This is a genomic window from Pseudomonadota bacterium, from assembly GCA_016719885.1.
Taxonomy (GTDB): domain Bacteria; phylum Pseudomonadota; class Gammaproteobacteria.
In genome coordinates this window covers 17,371-37,229 of sequence record JADJYF010000026.1, presented here as the reverse complement: position 1 = coordinate 37,229, position 19,859 = coordinate 17,371, and the positions used below count along the sequence as shown (strand labels likewise).

Annotated in this window: 14 protein-coding genes; 10 read left to right on the top strand and 4 right to left on the bottom strand. The window is 66.6% G+C overall.

Annotated features, from left to right (window positions below):
• Nucleotides 1–159: 159 nt before the first annotated feature.
• The 6 genes from IPM80_20835 to IPM80_20810 all read left to right on the top strand — a co-directional run bounded on the left by IPM80_20835 (nucleotide 160) and on the right by IPM80_20810 (nucleotide 6,933).
• The gene (locus IPM80_20835) at nucleotides 160–1,368 is read left to right on the top strand and encodes a hypothetical protein (protein ID MBK8960792.1); all 1,209 of its coding nucleotides are present in this window, start codon (nucleotides 160–162) and stop codon (nucleotides 1,366–1,368) included.
• 130 nt (nucleotides 1,369–1,498) lie between these two features.
• Nucleotides 1,499–2,689, top strand: coding sequence for a methionine adenosyltransferase (locus IPM80_20830; GenBank protein ID MBK8960791.1), 1,191 nt, complete (start codon nucleotides 1,499–1,501; stop codon nucleotides 2,687–2,689).
• A 168-nt stretch (nucleotides 2,690–2,857) separates the two neighbouring features.
• Nucleotides 2,858–4,318 (top strand): adenosylhomocysteinase, encoded by a 1,461-nt coding sequence (locus IPM80_20825; GenBank protein MBK8960790.1) that lies wholly within the window; start codon nucleotides 2,858–2,860, stop codon nucleotides 4,316–4,318.
• A gap of 82 nt (nucleotides 4,319–4,400) precedes the next feature.
• Nucleotides 4,401–4,946 (top strand): cytochrome b, encoded by a 546-nt coding sequence (locus IPM80_20820; protein ID MBK8960789.1) that lies wholly within the window; start codon nucleotides 4,401–4,403, stop codon nucleotides 4,944–4,946.
• Nucleotides 4,947–5,026: 80 nt separating this feature from the next.
• Entirely contained in the window at nucleotides 5,027–6,409 is a 1,383-nt protein-coding gene (locus tag IPM80_20815) for a cysteine--tRNA ligase (protein MBK8960788.1), read from the top strand.
• Entirely contained in the window at nucleotides 6,406–6,933 is a 528-nt protein-coding gene (locus IPM80_20810) for a SufE family protein (protein MBK8960787.1), read from the top strand. Before IPM80_20815 ends, IPM80_20810 begins: the two co-directional genes overlap by 4 nt.
• 59 nt (nucleotides 6,934–6,992) lie before the next feature.
• Here the strand turns inward: IPM80_20810 and IPM80_20805 are convergent, their stop codons facing one another.
• Nucleotides 6,993–8,210 (bottom strand): HD domain-containing protein, encoded by a 1,218-nt coding sequence (locus tag IPM80_20805; GenBank protein ID MBK8960786.1) that lies wholly within the window; start codon nucleotides 8,208–8,210, stop codon nucleotides 6,993–6,995.
• A gap of 188 nt (nucleotides 8,211–8,398) precedes the next feature.
• Between IPM80_20805 and IPM80_20800 the strand changes: the two genes are divergently transcribed.
• From IPM80_20800 to IPM80_20785, 4 genes are all read left to right on the top strand, one after another.
• Nucleotides 8,399–11,587: an isoleucine--tRNA ligase gene (locus IPM80_20800; GenBank protein ID MBK8960785.1), complete on the top strand. Its 3,189-nt coding sequence runs from the start codon at nucleotides 8,399–8,401 to the stop codon at nucleotides 11,585–11,587.
• A gap of 28 nt (nucleotides 11,588–11,615) precedes the next feature.
• On the top strand, nucleotides 11,616–12,245 hold the full coding sequence (locus IPM80_20795) for an ABC transporter substrate-binding protein (GenBank protein ID MBK8960784.1): 630 nt from the start codon (nucleotides 11,616–11,618) through the stop codon (nucleotides 12,243–12,245).
• A 141-nt stretch (nucleotides 12,246–12,386) separates the two neighbouring features.
• A complete protein-coding gene (locus IPM80_20790; protein MBK8960783.1) occupies nucleotides 12,387–13,340 on the top strand; it encodes an XdhC family protein in 954 nt (317 codons plus the stop codon).
• A gap of 29 nt (nucleotides 13,341–13,369) precedes the next feature.
• Complete coding sequence (locus tag IPM80_20785; protein MBK8960782.1) at nucleotides 13,370–13,921, top strand: nucleotidyltransferase family protein; 552 nt, start codon at nucleotides 13,370–13,372, stop codon at nucleotides 13,919–13,921.
• Between the two features lie 66 nt (nucleotides 13,922–13,987).
• Here IPM80_20785 and IPM80_20780 read toward each other — a convergent pair whose 3' ends face one another.
• The 3 genes from IPM80_20780 to IPM80_20770 all read right to left on the bottom strand — a co-directional run bounded on the left by IPM80_20780 (nucleotide 13,988) and on the right by IPM80_20770 (nucleotide 19,804).
• Nucleotides 13,988–16,153, bottom strand: coding sequence for an EAL domain-containing protein (locus IPM80_20780; protein ID MBK8960781.1), 2,166 nt, complete (start codon nucleotides 16,151–16,153; stop codon nucleotides 13,988–13,990).
• Between the two features lie 232 nt (nucleotides 16,154–16,385).
• Nucleotides 16,386–18,098 (bottom strand): protein BatD, encoded by a 1,713-nt coding sequence (locus tag IPM80_20775; GenBank protein MBK8960780.1) that lies wholly within the window; start codon nucleotides 18,096–18,098, stop codon nucleotides 16,386–16,388.
• Nucleotides 18,092–19,804 (bottom strand): VWA domain-containing protein, encoded by a 1,713-nt coding sequence (locus IPM80_20770; GenBank protein ID MBK8960779.1) that lies wholly within the window; start codon nucleotides 19,802–19,804, stop codon nucleotides 18,092–18,094. The genes IPM80_20775 and IPM80_20770 overlap by 7 nt, the downstream gene beginning before the upstream one ends.
• Nucleotides 19,805–19,859: the final 55 nt, after the last annotated feature.

Genomic DNA, 19,859 nt, shown 5'->3' with positions numbered 1-19,859 from the left:
CGCACGACTGTCGCGGCCCGAGGAAATCGCGGCCTTTGTCGCCAGGCTCGCGCGTCGCACCCCGGTGCGTCGCTGTGGCCGCTGGGCCATTCGGCCGGCGGTCGTCCGCTCACCGCCCTGCACCTGCCGGCGCGCGCCGCCAGCGCCGCGCCGCTGCGCGTGCTGCTGGTCGGCTCGCAGCATGGCGCCTCGGAGGCGGCCGGCGGCGAGGCGCTGTTGGCGCTTGCGCGCGAACTGGCGGCGCTGCCGGCGCACGACAGCCGTGCCGCGCTCGAATTCGTCATCCATGCCGACGCCAATCCGGACGGTCGCGCGCTCGACTCCTCGCGCAATGCCGACGAGTTCAACATCAACCGCGACTTCGTGTTGCTGACCCAGCCCGAGAGCCGCGCGCTCGATGTCCTGCTGCGCGAGTTCCGCCCGGACGTGGTGCTGGACGCCCACGAGTCGGCCAGCCACAAGCCGGGCTCGCTCGGCCGCGAAGGCTACATGACGGCCTTCGAGACCCAGTTCGATTGCGCCAACAACCCCGGCATCCCGGCGGCCCTGCGCCGCTATGCCGAGCAGGACCTGTTGCCCGAACTGCTGGCGCGGGTGGCGGCGCAGGGCGGGCGCGCGCAGCGCTACATCCGCGAAATCCTGTCGCTGTCGCAGGCCGCCACCCATGGTGGGCTCACGGCGCGCAAGTTTCGCAACCGCGCGGGCCTGTCGGGCGCCTTGTCCTTCCTGCTCGAGACGCCCATGGATCCCAAGCACGGCCACTACCCGAGCTTTCGCAACATCGCGGTGCGAGTGGCGCGGCAGACTCTCGCGCAGCGCGCGTTCGTGGCGACCGTGGCGGCACGGCGCGCGGCGCTCACGGCCGTGCTCGCCGCGCATCGCCTGAGCGTCGAGCCGCTGGTGCTGGTCGCGCGCTATGCCGAGGCCGCGCCGGGCGCACGGCTGGCGCTGGCCATGCGCCGCATCGCCGACGGCGAAGTGCACGATGTCGCGTTCGCCGATCACCGCCAGGTGCGGGACGGCGCCGCCGTCGCACTGCCGGCCGCCTACTGGGTGACCGCGCACGAGGCGGGCATGGCGCGATTGCTCGACACCCATGGCTTCGACTACGAGGTGCTGGGCGCGGCGACCTCGCGCCAGCTGCGGGTGACGGGCGTGGGCGGCGAGTCCGCGCCGCGGCCGGTCGCGCTCGCGGCGGGCAACCTGCGCGTGCCGCTGCGCGGGCCACGCGCGCGCCTGTTGGCGCTGCTGCTGGAGTCCGAATCCAGCAGCAGCGTGTTCCGCTACCAGGCCTTCGCGCGCCTGCTCAAGGATGCGCGGGCGCCGTTCGTGGCGGCCGAGGCGGGCGGCGCGCATGAGCCGGCCTAGGCCGGCCGCCACGCCACGGCGCGATTTCACTTAAATGCCAAGCGCATGGGGCGGTTGCCGCCGGCTTGAGGCATAATGCGGCGGTTTTAACGAGCCGGCTGCAGCCGGGTCCTTCCAACATCCATCCGAAATGCTGAACGCAAGGAGACAGTGCGTGCGGTCTAGCTACCTTTTTACCAGTGAATCCGTGTCCGAAGGACACCCCGACAAGGTCTGCGATCGCATCTCCGATGCGGTGGTCGACGCCTATCTCGCCGCCGAGCCCCAGGCGCGCGTGGCCTGCGAAACCCTGTGCACCACCAACCGTATCGTCATCGCCGGTGAAGTGCGTGGACCGGCCAGCATCACCTCGGAATCGATCGAGTCCCTGGCGCGCGATGCGGTCAAGGCGATTGGTTACGAGCAGGACGGTTTTCATTGGAAGAACGCCGACGTCAGCGTCTACCTGCACAAGCAGTCGTCCGACATCGCGCAGGGCGTCGACAGCGCCGAGAGCAAGGACGAAGGCGCGGGCGACCAGGGCATCATGTTCGGCTACGCGTGCCGCGAAACCGACGTCTTGATGCCGGCGCCGCTGTACTACGCGCATCGCATTCTGCAGGACATGGCGACCGCCCGCCATGCCGACAAGAATTCCGGCTTGGGCCCCGACGCCAAGAGCCAGATCACGCTGCAATACGAAAACGGCAAGCCGGTGCGCGCCACCTCGGTGGTGGTCTCGACCCAGCATGCCGAGAAGCTCTCCCAGGCCGACGTGCGTGAAATCGTGCGTCCGTTCGTGCTGAAGGCGCTGCCGCAAGGCTGGATGTGCCCCGAGGCCGAGTTCTACGTCAACCCGACCGGCCGTTTCGTGATCGGCGGTCCCGATGGCGACGCCGGTCTCACCGGTCGCAAGATCATCGTCGACACCTACGGCGGCGCCGCGCCGCATGGCGGCGGTGCGTTCTCCGGCAAGGATCCGACCAAGGTCGACCGCTCCGCCGCCTATGCCGCGCGCTACCTCGCCAAGAACGTGGTGGCCGCCGGCTGCGCCGAGCGTTGCACCATCCAGCTGTCCTATGCCATCGGCGTGGCCAAGCCCCTGTCGCTGTATGTCGACCTGCATGGCACCGGCCAGGTCGACGAGGCGCGTCTCGAGAAGGCGCTGGCGGAAGTGATGGATCTTTCGCCGCGCGGCATACGCCAGCACCTGCAATTGAACCGTCCGATCTACGAGCGCACCGCGGCCTACGGCCATTTCGGTCGCGCTCCGGAAGCCGACGGCGGCTTCTCGTGGGAGAAGACCGATTTGATCGACGCGCTGAAGAAGGCGCTGGGCTAAGGGTGAGGAGGAGCGCGGCGTGACTGGTCTTGAACGTGCGAATGAATTCGCACCTGCAACAGACCGCCCGCCCATTTGGCGCCCTGTAGGTGCGAATTCATTCGCACACCCAGATCCGATTGCGCAATGGCGTCGTAGCAACAGACACATCTGATAGGCGGAGTATTTATGGCTCGAGGAAGCAGTAACGGCAGCGCGAGTAAAGGCGCCGCCAAGGGCAAGACGCGTGCTGGCGCGCAGGACTTTGTCGTCAAGGACCTGTCCCTGGCCGAATTCGGCCGCAAGGAAATCGAACTGGCCGAGCAGGAAATGCCGGGCCTGATGGCGATGCGCAGCGAGTTCGGCAAGTCCAAGCCGCTGAAGGGCGCGCGCATCACCGGCTCGCTGCACATGACCATCCAGACCGCGGTGCTGATCGAGACCCTGCAGCACCTCGGCGCGCAGGTGCGCTGGGCGAGCTGCAACATCTTCTCGACCCAGGACCACGCCGCCGCCGCGATCGCCAAGCAGGGCACGCCGGTGTTCGCGGTCAAGGGCGAGTCGATTGCCGACTACTGGGACTACACCGATCGCATTCTCGACTGGGGCAACGGCACCGGTCCGAACATGATCCTCGACGACGGCGGCGACGCGACGCTGTTCGTGCTGCTCGGTCACCAGGCCGAGGTCAATCCCAAGGTGCTGGACGTCAAGCCGTCCAGTGAAGAAGAAGCGATGCTGTACGCGGCCATCAAGCGCTCCATCAAGCGCGACCCGCAGCGCTTCCACCGCATGGTGCCGGGCATCCGTGGCGTGACCGAAGAGACCACCACCGGCGTGCACCGTCTCTACCAGTTGATGGAGAGGGGCCAGCTCCTGTTCCCGGCCATGAACGTCAACGACTCGGTGACCAAGTCCAAGTTCGACAACCTCTACGGTTGCCGCCATTCGCTGGTCGACGCCATCAACCGCGCGACCGACGTGATGCTGTCCGGCAAGGTCGCGGTGGTGGCGGGCTACGGCGACGTCGGCAAGGGTTCCTGCCAGTCGCTGCGCGGCCAGGGCGCGCGCGTCATCGTCACCGAGATCGACCCGATCTGCGCGCTGCAGGCGGCGATGGAAGGCTACGAAGTGATGCGCATGGATGACGCCTGCAAGATTGGCGACATCTTCGTCACCACCACCGGCTGCTGCGACGTCATCACCGAAGCGCACATGAAGCAGATGAAGGATCTCGCCATCGTCTGCAACATCGGCCACTTCGACAGCGAGATCCAGGTCGACAAGCTGCGCAAGTACAAGTGGACCGAGATCAAGCCGCAGGTGCACAAGATAGCGATGTCTTCCAAGAAGCACATCCTGCTGCTGGCCGAAGGCCGCCTGGTCAACCTCGGTTGCGCCACCGGCCATCCGAGCTTCGTGATGTCGAACAGCTTCACCAACCAGACCATCGCCCAGATCGAGATGTTCAACCATCGAGACAGCTACCCGGTCGGGGTCTACACCCTGCCCAAGGCGCTCGACGAGAAGGTCGCGCGCCTGCATCTGGGCAAGATCGGCGTGAAGCTCGACGTGCTGTCTAAGAAGCAGGCGGACTACCTCGGTCTGCCGGTGAGCGGGCCGTTCAAGCCCGATCATTACCGCTACTGAGCGCCTGTCGGCGCCGGCCCCGGGTCGGCGCCGATCGTTTCCGCATCGGCATCATCGGCTTCGGCGAGGGAGGGCGACCATCATGCGCATGACCAACAGCGACGAATCCTTCGGACTCGTCACCAAGCTCCTGCACTGGGTCACCGCGCTCCTCATCATCGGCCTCATCGGGCTCGGCTACTACATGGTCGGGCTCACCTATTACGACCCTTGGTATCACGACTCGCTCGAGGCCCATAAGGCCTTGGGCATGGCGGTGTTCGTGCTCGGGGTGCTGACGCTCGCGTGGCGTAAGGTCTCGCCGTCGCCGCCCTTGCACGACAGTCTCAAGCGCTGGGAGCGGATTGCCGCGACCGCCATGCATCACACCCTGTTCCTGCTGGTGTTCCTGATCCCGGTGACGGGCTTCGTGGTCTCGACCTCGGAAGGCCAGGCGGTGGCGTTCTTCTCGTGGTTCGAAGTGCCGGCGCTGGTGGTGGTGGGCGAGGGCATGCGCGATGCCGCCATCGCCGTGCATTTCTATTGCGCCTACGGCACGGCGGTGCTGGTGGCGCTGCACGCGGCGGCCGCCGTCAAGCACCAGCTGTTCGATCGCGACGGCACGCTGGCGCGCATGATCTGGCGCTGAGCGGGCGCCGCGCGAGGGGATTTATGCGGCCGCCTTGGGTATACTGCGCCGCTCTTTTTTGACCCCGCGGGGCCGCGACCTTGGCTCTCGAAATCTACAATTCGCTGACACGCCGCAAGGAACAATTCGTGCCCGCCGATCCGGCGCGGGTCACCATGTACGCCTGCGGACCGACCGTCTACAACCCGCCGCATATCGGCAATGCCCGCGCGGCGGTGGTCTACGACCTCCTGTACCGCGTGCTGAAGCGCCACTATCCGAACGTGGTCTACGCGCGCAACATCACCGACGTCGACGACAAGATCAACGCCGCGGCCGCCGACGAAGGCGTCGAGATCGGCGTCATCACCGACCGTTACACCGCTGTCTACCACGCCGACGTCGAGGCCCTGGGCACGCTGCCGCCGCCCATCGAGCCGCGCGCGACCGCGCACATCGGCGACATCATCGCCATGATCGAGGCCTTGATCGCGGCCGGCCATGCCTATGCCGCCGAAGGCCACGTGCTGTTCAACGTGCCGAGCTACGCCGCCTACGGCGCGCTGTCGGGCCGCTCGCAGGACGAGATGATCGCCGGCGCCCGCGTCGAAGTGGCGCCCTACAAGCGCGACCCCGCCGACTTCGTGCTGTGGAAGCCGTCGTCGCCGGAACTGCCGGGCTGGGACAGCCCCTGGGGACGCGGTCGCCCGGGCTGGCACATGGAGTGCTCGGCCATGATCGAGCATCACCTCGGCCGCACCATCGACATCCACGGCGGTGGCAACGATCTGAAATTTCCCCACCACGAGAACGAGATCGCGCAGAGCACCTGCGCCCACGGCGGCGCGCCGCTGGCGCGTTACTGGGTGCACAACGGTTTCGTGCAGATTGATTCGACCAAGATGTCGAAATCCATAGGCAACGTGCTGCTGGTGCGCGAGCTGCTGAAGCAGCACAACGGTGAAACGCTGCGCATGGCGCTGATCCGCGCCAAGTATCGCGAACCCTTGAACTGGAACGACGAGCTGGTCGAGCAGGCCAAGTCGCAGCTCGACCGCATGTACGGCACCCTGGAACGGCTCGCCGACATCCAGTTGACGGAAGACGAGCTGCGGTCATCGGCGGCTTTCAACGCGGCGATGGACGACGACCTCAATACGCCCAAGGCGGTGGCGGTGCTGATGGAAACGGTGACGCTCGCCAATCGCAGCGAGGATGCCGCGGAGCGGCGGCGCTGCAAGGCCGAACTCTTGGCCGGCGGACGCGAACTCGGCATCCTGCAGCACGACCCGGTGGCCTGGGCCAAGGGCCAAGCCCGCGTCGAGGGCGCCGATGATGCGGCCATCGACGCGCTGGTCGCCGAACGCGTCGCCGCGCGCGCGGCCAAGGACTGGAAGCGCGCCGACGAGGTGCGCGACCAGCTGCAGGCGCTCGGCATCCAGATCATGGACGGCGCCAACGGCACCCAGTGGCGGCGCGGATGAGCGCCTCCAACGCGCCCGGCGCGCTGGCCCCGGCCGACGAAATCGTCGCCGCCCAGCGCGACATCGTCGACACCTTCAAGCTGTTCGAAGACTGGACGGAACGCTACCAGTACATCATCGACCTCGGTCGCCAGGCGCCGCCCTTTCCCGAGGAATGGAAGACCGACAAGTACAAGCTGCACGGCTGCCAGTCGCAGGTGTGGATAGTCACGGAGAAACGCGGCGAGCGCCTGCATTACGCGGCGACCAGCGATTCGGCCATCGTCGCCGGGCTCATCGCGCTGCTGCTGCAGGTCTATTCCGATCGCCGTCCGGCCGACATCCTTGCCACGCCGCCGGACTTCCTCAAGGAAGTTGAGCTCGCCGAGCATCTCTCGCCGACCCGCAGCAACGGTCTGCACGCCATGGTCCAGCAAATTCGTCAGCACGCGGTGCAGGCGATGGTGGAGGCGGGGGCTGAGTGTCTTGGCTCGGTCGCAGCGTCCTTGTGGGTCAGACTTCAGTCTGACATTCATGGGCGGTGAGCACGGCAGCGCAATGTCAGACTGAAGTCTGACCCACAGAAGAAAGAGCAGCCGGCTTACTAGTCCTGCAACGACGTCCAGATCTGATCGAATTCCTGGTGGTAGTCGCTGAACAGGTGGATGAGCTTCGGATCGAAATGACCATGCGGGTCGATGCGCTCGTCGCCCTTGGTCAGGATGCGGACCGCCTGTTCGTGGGAGAACGACGGCTTGTAGGGGCGCTCGGAGCGTAGCGCGTCGTAGATGTCGGCGAGCTGCACGATGCGCGCCGACATCGGGATGTTCTCGCCGGCGACCTTGTTCGGATAGCCGGTGCCGTCCCACTTCTCGTGGTGGTAGAGCGCGATCTCGGCGCCGAGCTTCAAACGCGGCGAGGCGGTCAGGATCTGGTAGCCGTACTCGGTATGGCGGTTCATCTCCTCGCGCTCGTCCGCCGTCAACGGGCCCTTCTTCTTCAGCACCGCCGCATCGACGCTCATCTTGCCGACGTCATGCAGCTGCGCGCTGTAGCGCAGCTCTTCGCACCAGTCGTCGTCCAGTCCGAGCCGCTTGGCGATGGCGTAGCTGTATTCGTTGACGCGGATGATGTGGTTGCCGGTTTCCTCGTCGTGGATCTCGGCGGCGCGCGCGAGCAAGGTCACCGACACCTTGAAGGCCGCCTCGGTCTCTTCCTGCAGGGCGGCGATGCGCGCGCGCTGCTCGGCGAGCTGGCGGTTGCGGGTCGAGAGGGTTTTGTTCTTGGCGCGGATCTGGTCGAGCATCTCGGCGCGCTCGATGGAGTGACCGACCACGCGCGCGATGGGCGCCACCAGCTGTTCGACATCGCGGGGAAAGGCCGTCACCTTGCGACTCTTGCCGGCGCGGCGGTTGATGAGCTGTACCACGCCGATCACGTCGTTCTGCAGGTTGCGCAGCGGAAAGCAGAACATCGAATGGGTCTTGTAATTGCGCCGTTCGAATTTCGGATCGAACTGGTAGGGACTGCGCGGCGGAATGTTGTAGACGTCGTCGATGAGCACCGTGCGGCCCTTGTGGGCGACATAGCCGGCGATGGTGCCGGGCCCGATGGGCACGATGAAGTCCGCGCTTTTGACCTTGACGGCATCGTTCTGGATGCTGGCCGGTTCCAGCCAGCGAACGCGACCGCGTGAGCGGGCGATGAAGATGGTGCCGGCCTCGGCGCCGGTCATGAGCCGGCTCTTCTTCAGCACCTTGTCCAGCAGCTGGCTCGCCGACTGGTTCTTCTGACCCTCGACGAACTGCAGAAATTCGAGCACCTGGTCTGAACTCACGCGCAATCCTCGAGGTGAAGTTTGATCGGGCCTGGCCCTCGTCGCGGGGCGCACAAGACGATAGCACAAAGTGCACGGCGCCAAGAGCCACAAACGACCGCGCGCGAGGCGGCTTCGGCTATAATCCCGGCCGCCGGAATACCCCCATCATCATCACGAAGCCGACGCGGTTCATGACCACTTCCTTTCTCGAAATCAAGGCGCTCGACCTGCCACAGATGGAGCAGGCGATGCTCGACACCTGGGCCGTCGAGGACACCTTCGCCGCCAGCATCTCGTCACGTGCCGACGCCCCGTCCTTCACCTTCTACGAAGGACCGCCGACCGCCAACGGCCGGCCCGGCATACACCACGTGCTGGGGCGCACCATCAAGGACGTGTTCTGTCGCTACAAGACCCTGAAGGGCTACCGTGTCGAGCGCAAGGGCGGCTGGGACACCCACGGTCTGCCGGTCGAGATCGAAGTGGAGAAGGAACTCGGCCTGGACGGCCGAGCCGAAGTCGAGAAATACGGCATCGAGGCCTTCAATGCCGCCTGCCGCGCCAGCGTGCTGCGCTACAAGAAGGATTGGGACGAACTGACCCGCCGCATCGGCTACTGGGTCGACCTGGAAACGCCCTACGTCACCTTCCACAACGAGTACATCGAGTCGGTGTGGTGGTTGTTGAAGCAGATGTACGAGCGTGATCTCCTGTTCAAGGGCTACAAGATCCAGTGGTACAGCCCCGGCAGCGGCACGGTGCTGTCCTCGCACGAGGTGAGCCTCGGCTACGAGGAGGTGACCGACCCCAGCGTCTACGTGCGCTTCCGTGACGCAGAGGACCAGGGCTTGAGCTATCTCGCCTGGACCACCACGCCCTGGACCTTGCCGTCCAACGTCGCGCTGGTGGTGGGCGAGGAACTCGATTACGTGACGGTGCGGCAGGGCGACGAGCGCCTGGTGCTGGCGACCGCGCGCCTCGCGGCGCTGGAAGGGGAGTACACCATCCTCGAACATCATCGCGGCCGCGATCTGATGGGGCGCCGCTACCAGCCGCTGTACCGCGTCGAGGGCGTCGACTATCCGGCCGACTGCTGGCGTATCGCCAGCGCCGATTACGTGACGGTCGAGGACGGCACCGGCATGGTGCACATCGCGCCAGCCTTCGGCGCCGAGGATTACGAGGTCGGCCGCCGCGAGAACCTGCCGATGGTCAACCCGGTCGCGCCGGACGGCAAGTTCACCGCCGCCATGCCGCTGGTCGCGAACCTGTGGTTCAAGGACGCCGACAAACCGATCATGCGCGACCTGAAAGATCGCGGCCTGCTCTACAAGCGCGTCGACTACCTGCACAACTATCCCCATGACTGGCGCAAGGGCACGCCGCTCATGAGCTACCCGGTCGAGTCCTGGTTCGTGCGCACCACCGCCGAGAAGGAGCGCCTGGTCAATCTCAATCAGACCATCCACTGGCATCCGCCGGCCATTCGCGACGGGCGCTTCGGCAACTGGCTGGAGAACAACGTCGACTGGGCGCTGTCACGCAAGCGCTACTGGGGCACGCCGCTGCCGATCTGGGTGTCCGACGCGCCGGGCTCCGCGTATTTCGAAGTGATCGGCTCGATCGCCGAACTGCGCGAGAAGTGCGGCAAGGAGCTGCCGGAAGGCGACGCGCTCGATCTGCATCGGCCCTTCGTCGATGCCTATACCTGGCCGGCGCCGGATGGCGGCACCATGCGCCGCGTGCCTGACGTGCTCGACGTGTGGTTCGATTCGGGCGCCATGCCGTTCGCGCAATGGCATTACCCGTTCGAGAACAAGGACGCCTTCGAGCGCAATTTCCCGGCGGATTTCATCTGCGAGGGCGTCGACCAGACGCGCGGCTGGTTCTACACCCTGCACGCCATCGCCACGCTCGTGAAGCACGACGTCGCGTTCAAGAACGTGGTGGTGAACGGACTCATTCTCGACGAGAAAGGCGAGAAGATGTCCAAGTCCAAGGGCAACACCGTCAACCCCATGGAGGTCGTGGCCCGCTACGGCGCCGATGTCGTGCGCTGGTACATGATGAGCAACTCGCCGCCGTGGGACAACATGAAGTTCGCCGAGCGTGGGCTCATCGAAACCCGTGGCAAGTTCTTCGGCACGCTCGAGAACGTCTACCGGTTCATGGCGAGCTACGCCAACATCGACGGCTTCGTCGGCAGCGAGGCGCCGCTTCCCGCCGCTGAGCGCAGCGAGCTCGACCAGTGGATCTTGAGCCGCTTGAATTCCACCATCGCGCTCGCCGACCAGTCGCTCGAAAGCTACGACTGCACGCGTGCCGCGCGCGCCATGGAGCAGTTCGTCGAGGAGCTTTCCAACTGGTACATCCGCCGCTCGCGGCCGCGCTTCTGGGCGGCCAAGAAGGCCAGCGCCAGCACCGAGACGGTGTCCGCCCACGACAAGCTCTGCGCCTACCAGACCACCTTCGACTGCCTGTTCGGCCTGGCGGTGATGATGAGCCCGGTGGCGCCGTTCTTCGCCGACTGGCTGTATCGGCGCCTCAACGAAGTGACGAAGCGCGACGCCGCGCCGTCGGTGCATCTGGCGCGCTTCCCGCTCGCCGACCCGTCCGTCATCCAGCCCGGACTCGAAGCGCGCATGGAACTCGCGCGCACCGTCGTGCAACTGGTGCTGCTGCTGCGCAATCGCAGCCACATCAACGTGCGCCAGCCGCTGTCGCGCATGCTGCTGGTGATCGGCCACGCCGTCGACCAGGCCGAGGTCGAGCGCGTGCGCGACATCATCCTCGACGAGGTGAACGTGCGCGCCATCGAGTACATCGCCGATTCCAGCGGCGTGGTGAAGTGTTCGGCCAAGGCCGACTTCAAGAAGCTCGGCCCGCGCCTCGGCAAGCAGATGAAGGCGGTGGCGGCGCAGATTGCCGCGCTCGGCGACGCCGAGATCCGCGAGTTCCAGGCCGCCGGCAAGATAGACGTGACGGTCGATGGCACGCTCATCGAAGTGCGCGCCGACGAGGTCGATATCCTGTCCGAGGAGATCGGCGCCTGGACCGTGGCCCAGGACGGCGGCATCACCGTCGCGCTGGACGTGCACATCGACGACGAACTGCGCGCCCAGGGCCATGCCCGCGAAGTGGTGAACCGCATCCAGGGCATGCGCAAGAGCGCCGACCTGGATCTCACCGACCGCATCCTCGTTGAGTACCAGGCGTCGGCGGCCCTGGCGGCGTCGATCGCGGCCAACCGCGAATTCATCTGCCGCGAGACGCTGGCGGTGGAACTCGCGGAAGTCGCCGAACCAAAGGGCGAGTGGACGGAACGATTCGAGATTGGCGACGAATGGATCGTGGTCGCCATCAAGCGTTCTGCGGTATAAGTCGGTGACACAAGCGAGGATGCGCGACATGTGGCAGTCAATTGGAACCGTGCGCGCCGCGACCCGTGGGGTCGCAGCGGTCCTGCTGGTGCTGCTGATGGCGCCCGCCATGGCGGCCAGCACACCCACCGATACCGTCAAGGACGCCATCAACCAGGTCATCGCCGAGCTCAAGGGCCACAGCCTCGAGCGCGAACAGCGCTGGGCCAGCATCGGCCGCATCATCAACGACCGCTTCGATTTCCGCAGCATGTCGCAGAGCGTGCTGGCCACCAACTGGCAGGATGCGACAAGCGAAGAAAAGCGCCAGTTCGTCGAGTATTTCTCGCAGTACCTGGAAGACACCTACCGCACCAGGATCGAGTCCTACTCCGACCAGCGCGTCGAGTACCTGGCCGAGCAGGTGCGCAAGGACCGCGCCACCGTCGACACCGCCGTCGTCACCAGCGACAAGCGCATTCCCATCACCTACCGCCTCAAGCTCACCAAGGGTGAGTGGGTGGCCTACGACGTCGTCATCGAAGGCGTGAGCCTGGTCAACAACTACCGCAGCACCTTCAGCGCGATCGTGAAAGCCGGCGGCATGGACGGCCTTTTGACCGATCTCGAAAGTCGCATCTCGGATTACAAGGCCAAGCATGGCGGGTTGCCGCCCTGAAATCCGACGGCCGCGCGACGATTCCTTCATTTTGAATGTCAGGCTGAAGCCTGACCCACAGAGAGAGCGCTGCTTCTTATTGTGGGTCAGACTTCAGTCTGACATTCAGAGCGCAGCAACCACGCCTTCGGAACAAGTCAAATGAGCCGCAGCGAAGTAGACATCATCGAACAGGGCCGGCGCTGGCTGGCTGACGGCGAGCGCGTGGTGCTGGCGACGGTCGCGCATACCTGGGGCTCGTCGCCGCGCCAACCCGGCGCCGTGATGGTGATGAGCGCGAACGGGCGCATCGCGGGCTCGGTGTCCGGCGGCTGCATCGAGGAAGAATTGCTGACGCGCGTGCGCGAACGCTTTCCCGAGGGCTTCGAAACCATCGAGTACCAATCCGACACCACCCGCAGCCTGCCCTGCGGCGGGCGCCTGCTGTTGACGCTGGAACCACTGGCCGGTGTGCCGGATCTCGCGCCCATGCTCGACACCCTGCGTGACGGTGCGGCGGTGGTGAGGCAGCTCGATCTCGAGCAGCGCAGCGTGAGCTGGGCGCCGGCCGACGACGCGGCGCGCACCCAGCTCGAAGGTCAACTTCTGCGCGTGGTCTACGAGCCGGCCTGGCGGTTGCTGGTGGTGGGCGCGGGCGAACTGGCGGGCTGGGTATGCCGCTACGCGCAACTGCTCGACTATGCCATCGAGGTCTGCGAGCCGCGCATCGAATACCGCGACGGCTGGACACTCCACGATTTCGCCGTCAGCGGCGACTACCCGGATGACTTCATTGCAAGCCGGCAGTGCGACGCCCACACCGCCATCGTCGCGCTCACGCACGACCCCAAGGTCGACGACCTCGCGATGCTGGAGGGTTTGCGCAGCCAGGCCTTCTATCTCGGCGCCCTGGGCTCGAGCCGCACCACCGCCAATCGCGCGGCGCGCCTGGTGGAACACTTCGGCATGGGCGAGACGGACGTCAAACGCATACGCGGGCCCATCGGCATCGATCTCAAGACGCGCAAGCCGGCCGAGATCGCACTGGCGGTGATGACCGACATCACCGCCGCGCGCAACGGCGTGCGCATCACCACCGAGCGGCTCGCGCCCTGAACGAGCCGGCCTTTCCGCCCCTGACGGGCGTGCTGCTGGCGGGCGGCGCGGCGCGTCGTTTCGGTGGCAACAAGCTCCTGGCAAGACTCGCCGACGGCGAAGCGGTGGGCTTGCGCGCGGCGGCGCATCTCGCTGGCGCGGTCGAACGCATGGTGGTGGTGGTGCGCGCCGGCGATGTAGCCAACACCGCCGCCTTCACCGACGCCGGTTACGAGGTCGTGCCCTGCGTCGATGCCGAGCAGGGCATGGGCCACAGCCTCGCCTGCGGCGTGGCGGCGACCCGCGACAGCGCGGCGTGGATGGTGGCGCTGGCCGACATGCCGTCCATCGAGCCCGCCACCTTGCGCCTGCTCGCCGCCTGCTGGCGTCGGGAAGACAACATCATCGTGCCGCGTTGTGGCGCATCCGCCGGCCACCCGGTGATCTTCCCGGCGCGCTTTGGCGAGGAGCTGATGGCCTTGCACGGCGATCGCGGCGCACGGCGCGTGCTCGATGCGCACGAAAGCGAGATCTACGAATTCATCACCGAGGACCGGGGCGTGTTGTTCGACGTCGATACCCCGGCGGACCTTCGATCCTGAGAGGCAGGTGCGGTTATTGTGGGTCAGACTTCAGTCTGACTGGGACTGTGGGCTGTCTATCAAATGTCAGACTGAAGTCTGACCCACGAAGTCCGGGCCGGTCGAAGTGTGCAGCATCGCTATCGGCTCCGGCCGGCCCACCGCGTAGCCCTGCACGTAGTCCACGCCCAGCGTGCGCAGCAGGTCCATGGTCGCGCCGCTTTCCACGAACTCGGCGACGGTCTGCTTGCCGAGCAGGTGTCCGATGTCGTTGATGGAGCGCACCATCGCGTAGTCGATGGAGTCGCTGTCCATGTCGCGCACGAAGGCGCCGTCAATCTTCAGGTAATCGACCGGCAGCTGCTTGAGGTAGGCGAGCGACGAGAAGCCGCTGCCGAAATCGTCCAGCGCGAAGCGACAGCCGCATTGTTTCAGGCGTTCGATGAAGCGGATCGCGCCAACCATGTCGGCGATGGCGGCCGTTTCGGTGATCTCGAAGCAGATCTTCTCGGCCGGCACCGCGCCGCCGTGGAAGGCGGCGAGAATGAAGTCGAGCATGTCGCCATTGCCGATGGAGCGGCCCGACAGGTTGATGCTCACCTGGCCGACCGCGCGCAGCGCGGCGGGACGCGCCGTCAGCCAGTTGAAGACACTGTCGATCACCCAGCGGTCGATGCGGCACGAAAGGTTGTAGCGCTCGGCCGCCGGCAGGAATTCACCGGGCAGGATCAACGCGCCCTGTTCATCGCGCATGCGCAGCAGGATCTCGAAATGCGCGCCGTCCTGCGCGCCGGCTAGCGGCGCGATGCGCTGGCACACCAGCTCCAGGCGATTGTCGTTCATGGCCTGGTTGATGCGCGCCGCCCAGCGCATTTCGCCGTGACGCAGCTGCACCGGCAGGTTGTCCAGCTCGTAGGTGTGAACGCAGTTGCGCCCGGAATCCTTGGCCGCGTAGCAGGCGGTATCGGCCAGGCTCAGCACCTCGCCCGGCGTGTCGCTGGCGTCGTTCACCGGCACGATGCCGATGCTCGCCGACACCGAGTAGCTGCGGCCGTTCCAGCGGAATACGTGATGTTCGATGATGCGGCGCAGGTTCTCGGCGGAGTGCTGCGCAAGCCCGATGGCACAGTCCTCGAGGAGGATGGCGAATTCGTCGCTGCCGATGCGGGCGATGGTGTCGCGCTTGCGCGCGGCGTCCTTGATGAGATGCGCCACCTGGCGTAGCAGCTCGTCGCCGGCCGCCGAGCCGCAGCTGTCGTTGATGAGCTTGAACTGGTCCAAGTCGAGGATCGCGAGCGCGTGTTCGGTGTGCTCGCTGTGGGCGCTCTCGATGACCTGCAGCAGGCGCTGCTCGAGGGTTTTGCGATTGGCGAGGTGGGTGAGCTCGTCGTGACGGGTCTGGAAGCTCAGCATCTCGCTCAGGCGATAGGCGTCGTCGATGTCCTCGCAGGTCAGCAGCACGAGATCCAGGCCGCCGTCGCGCACCGCGCGCGCATTGTTGCGCATCCAGATCACGTCGCCGTTCTTCTTCACCTGGCGGATGTCCCAGCGGTGCACGCGGCCCGGCATGTCGCGCGCGGCGGCGAGATTCTCCGCGGCGACGGCGCGATCCTCGGGCACGTATAAATCCAGCATCGAGCGGCCGAGCAGGGCGCGCGCGTCGTAACCGAGATAGCGCGCGCCGAAATGGTTGGTATGCAGCACCACGCCATTCGGCGACAGCGCGAAGCAGGTCATGGGCGTGTGGTCGTGCAGCACGTTGAACGGCACGCCGCGCGGGCCGCCGACGGCGGCGCCCGGCAGGTGACTGCCGCGCTGGTTCAAGGCCTGGGTTTCGCGCAGCAGCGCGCTCTGGGTACGCAATTGCGCCACCGTGTCGCGCAGCGTCAGCTGGGTGTTGATGCGCGCCAGCAGGATCGGCAGGTCGCCGGGCTTGACGATGTAATCGTTGGCGCCGAGTTCCAGTGTGCGTTCGATGTCGGTGCGATCGTTGCTGGCCGCCAGCACGATGACCGGCAACTGCGTGGGGCTGTAGCGCTCGCGCAGGCGGCGCAGCACTTCCTCGCCGCGCATCTCGGGCATTTGCAGGTCGAGGATGATGAGATCGAACGGACGCCGCGCCACCATCGCCAGCGCCGAGGCGCCATCGGCGGCCGTGACCACGTCAAAGCCCTGCGCGCCGAGGCGCATGGAAATGGCCTTGCGTATGGTGGCGTTGTCATCAACGGCCAGGACGGCCGCGGCGGCGTTCATCCGACTTGTTCTCCCCGCGAGGCTGCCCGTGCGTGGCGGACTTGGCGATTTGCTGGTGCAGCGCGCGAGACGGCGGACCGCGAACCAAAGCAGTGGTTGGCCAGAGTGTAACGCCTGGGCGCGCGCGGGCGAGCAGAAATTGACCAGCTCTCACCCACTCGTTGGAGAGAGTGAGACGCGGTGGACGCAAAACATTGTGAAATTTTGTGGCGCGACCGCGGCTCGGTGGCGCTCAGCCGGCGCCGAGCTTGAACAAGCGGGGCAGGGCCGGCGCCGTGGCGGGCGCCGCCTTGGCTTGATGTGGATGGTCATGAAAAGCCTGCCACAGCGCCTGGCCTCGCCACGGTGTCTTGTCGACGCCGTAGAGATATTTTTCCAGCGCGCGGATGGCTGTCGCCAATTCGCCGCCGGTCTGATCCGCGAGTGCACGCAATGAGGTGGGCGCGGGCGCGGCGCCGGCCTGCGTACGCGCCCAGGCGAGCAGGGCATCGCGCGCGCCGCGCGCGTCGTCCGCCGCGCACGCGGCCTTGAGTTCATGATTGCCGCCCGTGCCGTGCGGCGCGGGCGCCGCGGCGTGATGCGAGGCCGGCGCCTGTGCGGCGTCGGCGCGGCCACGGCTGCGCCACCACAGCAGCACGGTCGTCAACCACGCCAGCGCCATCAGCAAGGCCACGCGCCGCCAGGTCTCGGCATCGTTGCCCACCGTCGGCGCCGCGTTCACCACCGGTGCCGCTGCCTCGGACGTGCTGGGCAGGGCCGCGACCGGCGCTGGCGGCGCCGCGCCCGCCGCCGGCGTGGCCGTCAGCTTGCGCGCCGGCAGCCGCGCGATTTCGAGCTGGTCGGTTTCGATGTTCCACCACGGCAGCGCCACTTCCTCGAACTCGGCGTCACCGGCCTGGTTGGCGACGATCGCGAACTTCTGTTGCGACACCGAGGTGTAGCCGTTGGCGGTGTCCTGGTCGTTGGTCTGGGCCTGGTCCGGGTAGAGCTTGATGCCGGCCGGCGTCGTGAATTTCACGCTCGGCAGTTGCCCGGACAACAGGCCATCGCTCCACAGGAACACCGTGCGCGTGAGCGGCGTGCCGACTTCCACGCTGCCGACATCCGGTTCCCATTCTTCATGCAGGCGCAGCCGCTTGGCCGGCAGCCAGGTGGCGCCCGGCGGGTAACTGGCCGGCACCGGCTTGACCTCGAGTTCGATGGCTTCCGACTCGATGCGCTTGGTGCTCAAGGACTGCGCGAACGGATCGAACACCGAGCGGCGGCCCACCACCACCTCGGTGGTGAGACTGAGCGGCGCGATACGCAGCGTGCCGCTCTTCTGCGGAAACACCACGTACTTCAGTTCGTAGCCGTCATAGGTGCGGCCGTTCAACTGTTCGGTGAACTGGCGGCCATTGGTCAGCGGCCTCACCACCGCGTCGTTGCTGGTGCTCGGTTCGGAAAAGCGCGGGTTGCTGAGATCCGACAGGTGCAGGAGCTTGATGGTGTACACCACCTGCTCCTGCACGTAGGGCGTGGTGGTGGAGGCCGAGACCTTGAGCAGGATGTCGGCATTGTCATCGCCGGCGGTGGACGGCGCCGGCACGTCCACCACTTCGAGGTCGCGCGCGGTGCTGGACTGGCGCCCGAAGCTGATGGCGGGAATGCTGATGCGCCCGACCGCGCGCGGCATGCAGTTGAGTTCCCAGGTGGTCGACTGCTCGCTGTTGCCGTTGATCCAACTCATGGTGGTCTGGCGGTTGCGAGAAAGGATCTCGAAGGATTTCTCCAGCGGCGAGAAATCCGGATCGGCATCCACGCCGCCGGTCACGCGAAAATTCAAGCGCACCGACTGGTTGGCGACCGCCGGCTCGGGATTGATGTCGAGCGTGACAGCGGCGTGCGCCGCCAGTTGCCACAGCAGGGCCAGGAGCCCGCCCGCGCGTGCCAGGAGTTTCACCATGGGTTGGTCTCGCTGCTCTTGCCGCCGTAGATCTGTTCGTACTGGTACTTGAACTTGCGCTTCAACAGCGTCGCCGGTTCATCGCGGATCTGGCCCAGCCATTGTTCCGTGGCCTGCTTGCGCTCGGCGTCATCGCCGGCCGGCTTGTCATCGGGCTTGGCGTGCGCGGCCTGGTCGTCGCCGTCTTTCTTGTCTTCGTCGTTCTGCATCTGCGCTCGGTCGGCCTGCTTGCGCGCCGAGCCGTTGGCGTTGGCGTCTTCGCTGCCCTGCTCGTTGTGGGTCTTGTCCTTGGAACGCTCGCCGCCGCCGGCGTTGGTGGCGGCGCTGCTGTCGGCCTCGGATTGACCGTCCTTCTCGCCGCCCGACTGCTGTTGCTCGCTCTTGTCGCCCTCGGACTGTTTGCTCTGCTTGTTCTGCTGGCCGTCCTGCTGTTGCTGCTGCTCTTGGTTCTGCTGTTCCAGGGCCTTGGCCACCAGCGCGCGATTGAACTTCGCGTCCTCGTCCTTGGGGGCGATTTTCAAGGCTGCGTCGTAGGCCGCCAGCGCGTCGGGCAATTGTCCCTGGCGGGCGAGCGCGTTGCCGCGATTGTAGTGGCCGAGCGCGGTGTCGCTGGTCTTGAGATCCTCGCTGGCGCCGGCGAAGTCGCCGGCGCGATAGCGCGCGGCGGCGCGCCACGTCGGGTCCTGGAAGGTGCGGGCGGCGTCGGCGTAGTCCTTGTGTTCGAAGGCGCGTTGGCCGGCCTGGTCGGGCGTGCGCCACCAGTCGGCGCGCGCCTCGCGCGGCACGGCGCCATTGGCGAGCACCGCCACCAGCAGCACCAGCACACCGCGTCGGAACGCCAGCGCCGCGAGCGGCAGCAAGGGCAACAGCAGCCACGGGCCGCGTTCGTTCCACTGGCTGGTGGCGAGTTTCTCCAGGCGCTCGGCATGGGCCGCGCGATCGTCGTCGAGGTAGCGTGACAGCGTGGTGACGTCGCCGTCATCGGCGCGCGAATCGAGGTAGATGCCGTTGCCGTCGCGCGCCAGCGTCTGCAAGGCCGGCGCATCGAGATGGCTCATGACCAGCGCGCCGTTGGCGCCCTTGATGAAATCGCCGTTGGCATCGGGCACCGGCGCGCCATCGGTGGTGCCCACGCCCAGCACGCTGACGTTGAAAGTGCCGGCGCGCGCGAGTTCGCGGGCGCGCGCCATGCCGGCTTCATCGGCGCCATCGGTCACCAGCAGCACGTGGCCATTGGGCAGGCCGCCTTGATTGAGCAGCTTGGCGGCGAGTTCGAGCGCGGCGGCCGGTTCGCTGCCCTGGCTCGGCATGATCGATGGCTCGAGCACCGACAGGTGCGCGAGCAGGGTCTGCACGTCATTGGTCAGCGGCGTGACCACGAAGGCCTGCGCGGCGAACACCAGCAGGGCGGTCTGGCCGGTCTTGCGCGCCTGCAGGATGTCGGCAATCTTGAAGCGCGCGCGCTCGAGGCGCGTGGGCTTGATGTCGGCGCTGTTCATCGAGGCCGACAGGTCGAGGGCGATGACCAGCGCGCCCTCGGTGCGAAACACCGGCACCGGTTGCCGGTCCCACACCGGCCCGGCGAGGGCAATCACCGCCAGCGCGCCGGCGCCGGCCAGCACGCCGCCGGCGCGGCTTTTCAAGTCGACCGCGCCGCCTTCGACGATGAACGGCAGCAGGGCCGCATCCACCACTCGCGACCACACGCCGCCGCGCCCGAGTGCGCATCGCACACCACACCAGCACCAACAGCAGCGGCAA

Coding starts and splice junctions, on each gene's coding strand:
- IPM80_20775 (MBK8960780.1), bottom strand. CDS start 18,098: ATGGTGAAACTCCTGGCACGCGCGGGCGGGCTCCTGGCCCTGCTGTGG.
- IPM80_20800 (MBK8960785.1), top strand. CDS start 8,399: ATGACCACTTCCTTTCTCGAAATCAAGGCGCTCGACCTGCCACAGATG.
- IPM80_20790 (MBK8960783.1), top strand. CDS start 12,387: ATGAGCCGCAGCGAAGTAGACATCATCGAACAGGGCCGGCGCTGGCTG.
- IPM80_20825 (MBK8960790.1), top strand. CDS start 2,858: ATGGCTCGAGGAAGCAGTAACGGCAGCGCGAGTAAAGGCGCCGCCAAG.
- IPM80_20820 (MBK8960789.1), top strand. CDS start 4,401: ATGCGCATGACCAACAGCGACGAATCCTTCGGACTCGTCACCAAGCTC.
- IPM80_20810 (MBK8960787.1), top strand. CDS start 6,406: ATGAGCGCCTCCAACGCGCCCGGCGCGCTGGCCCCGGCCGACGAAATC.
- IPM80_20830 (MBK8960791.1), top strand. CDS start 1,499: ATGCTGAACGCAAGGAGACAGTGCGTGCGGTCTAGCTACCTTTTTACC.
- IPM80_20780 (MBK8960781.1), bottom strand. CDS start 16,153: ATGAACGCCGCCGCGGCCGTCCTGGCCGTTGATGACAACGCCACCATA.
- IPM80_20795 (MBK8960784.1), top strand. CDS start 11,616: ATGTGGCAGTCAATTGGAACCGTGCGCGCCGCGACCCGTGGGGTCGCA.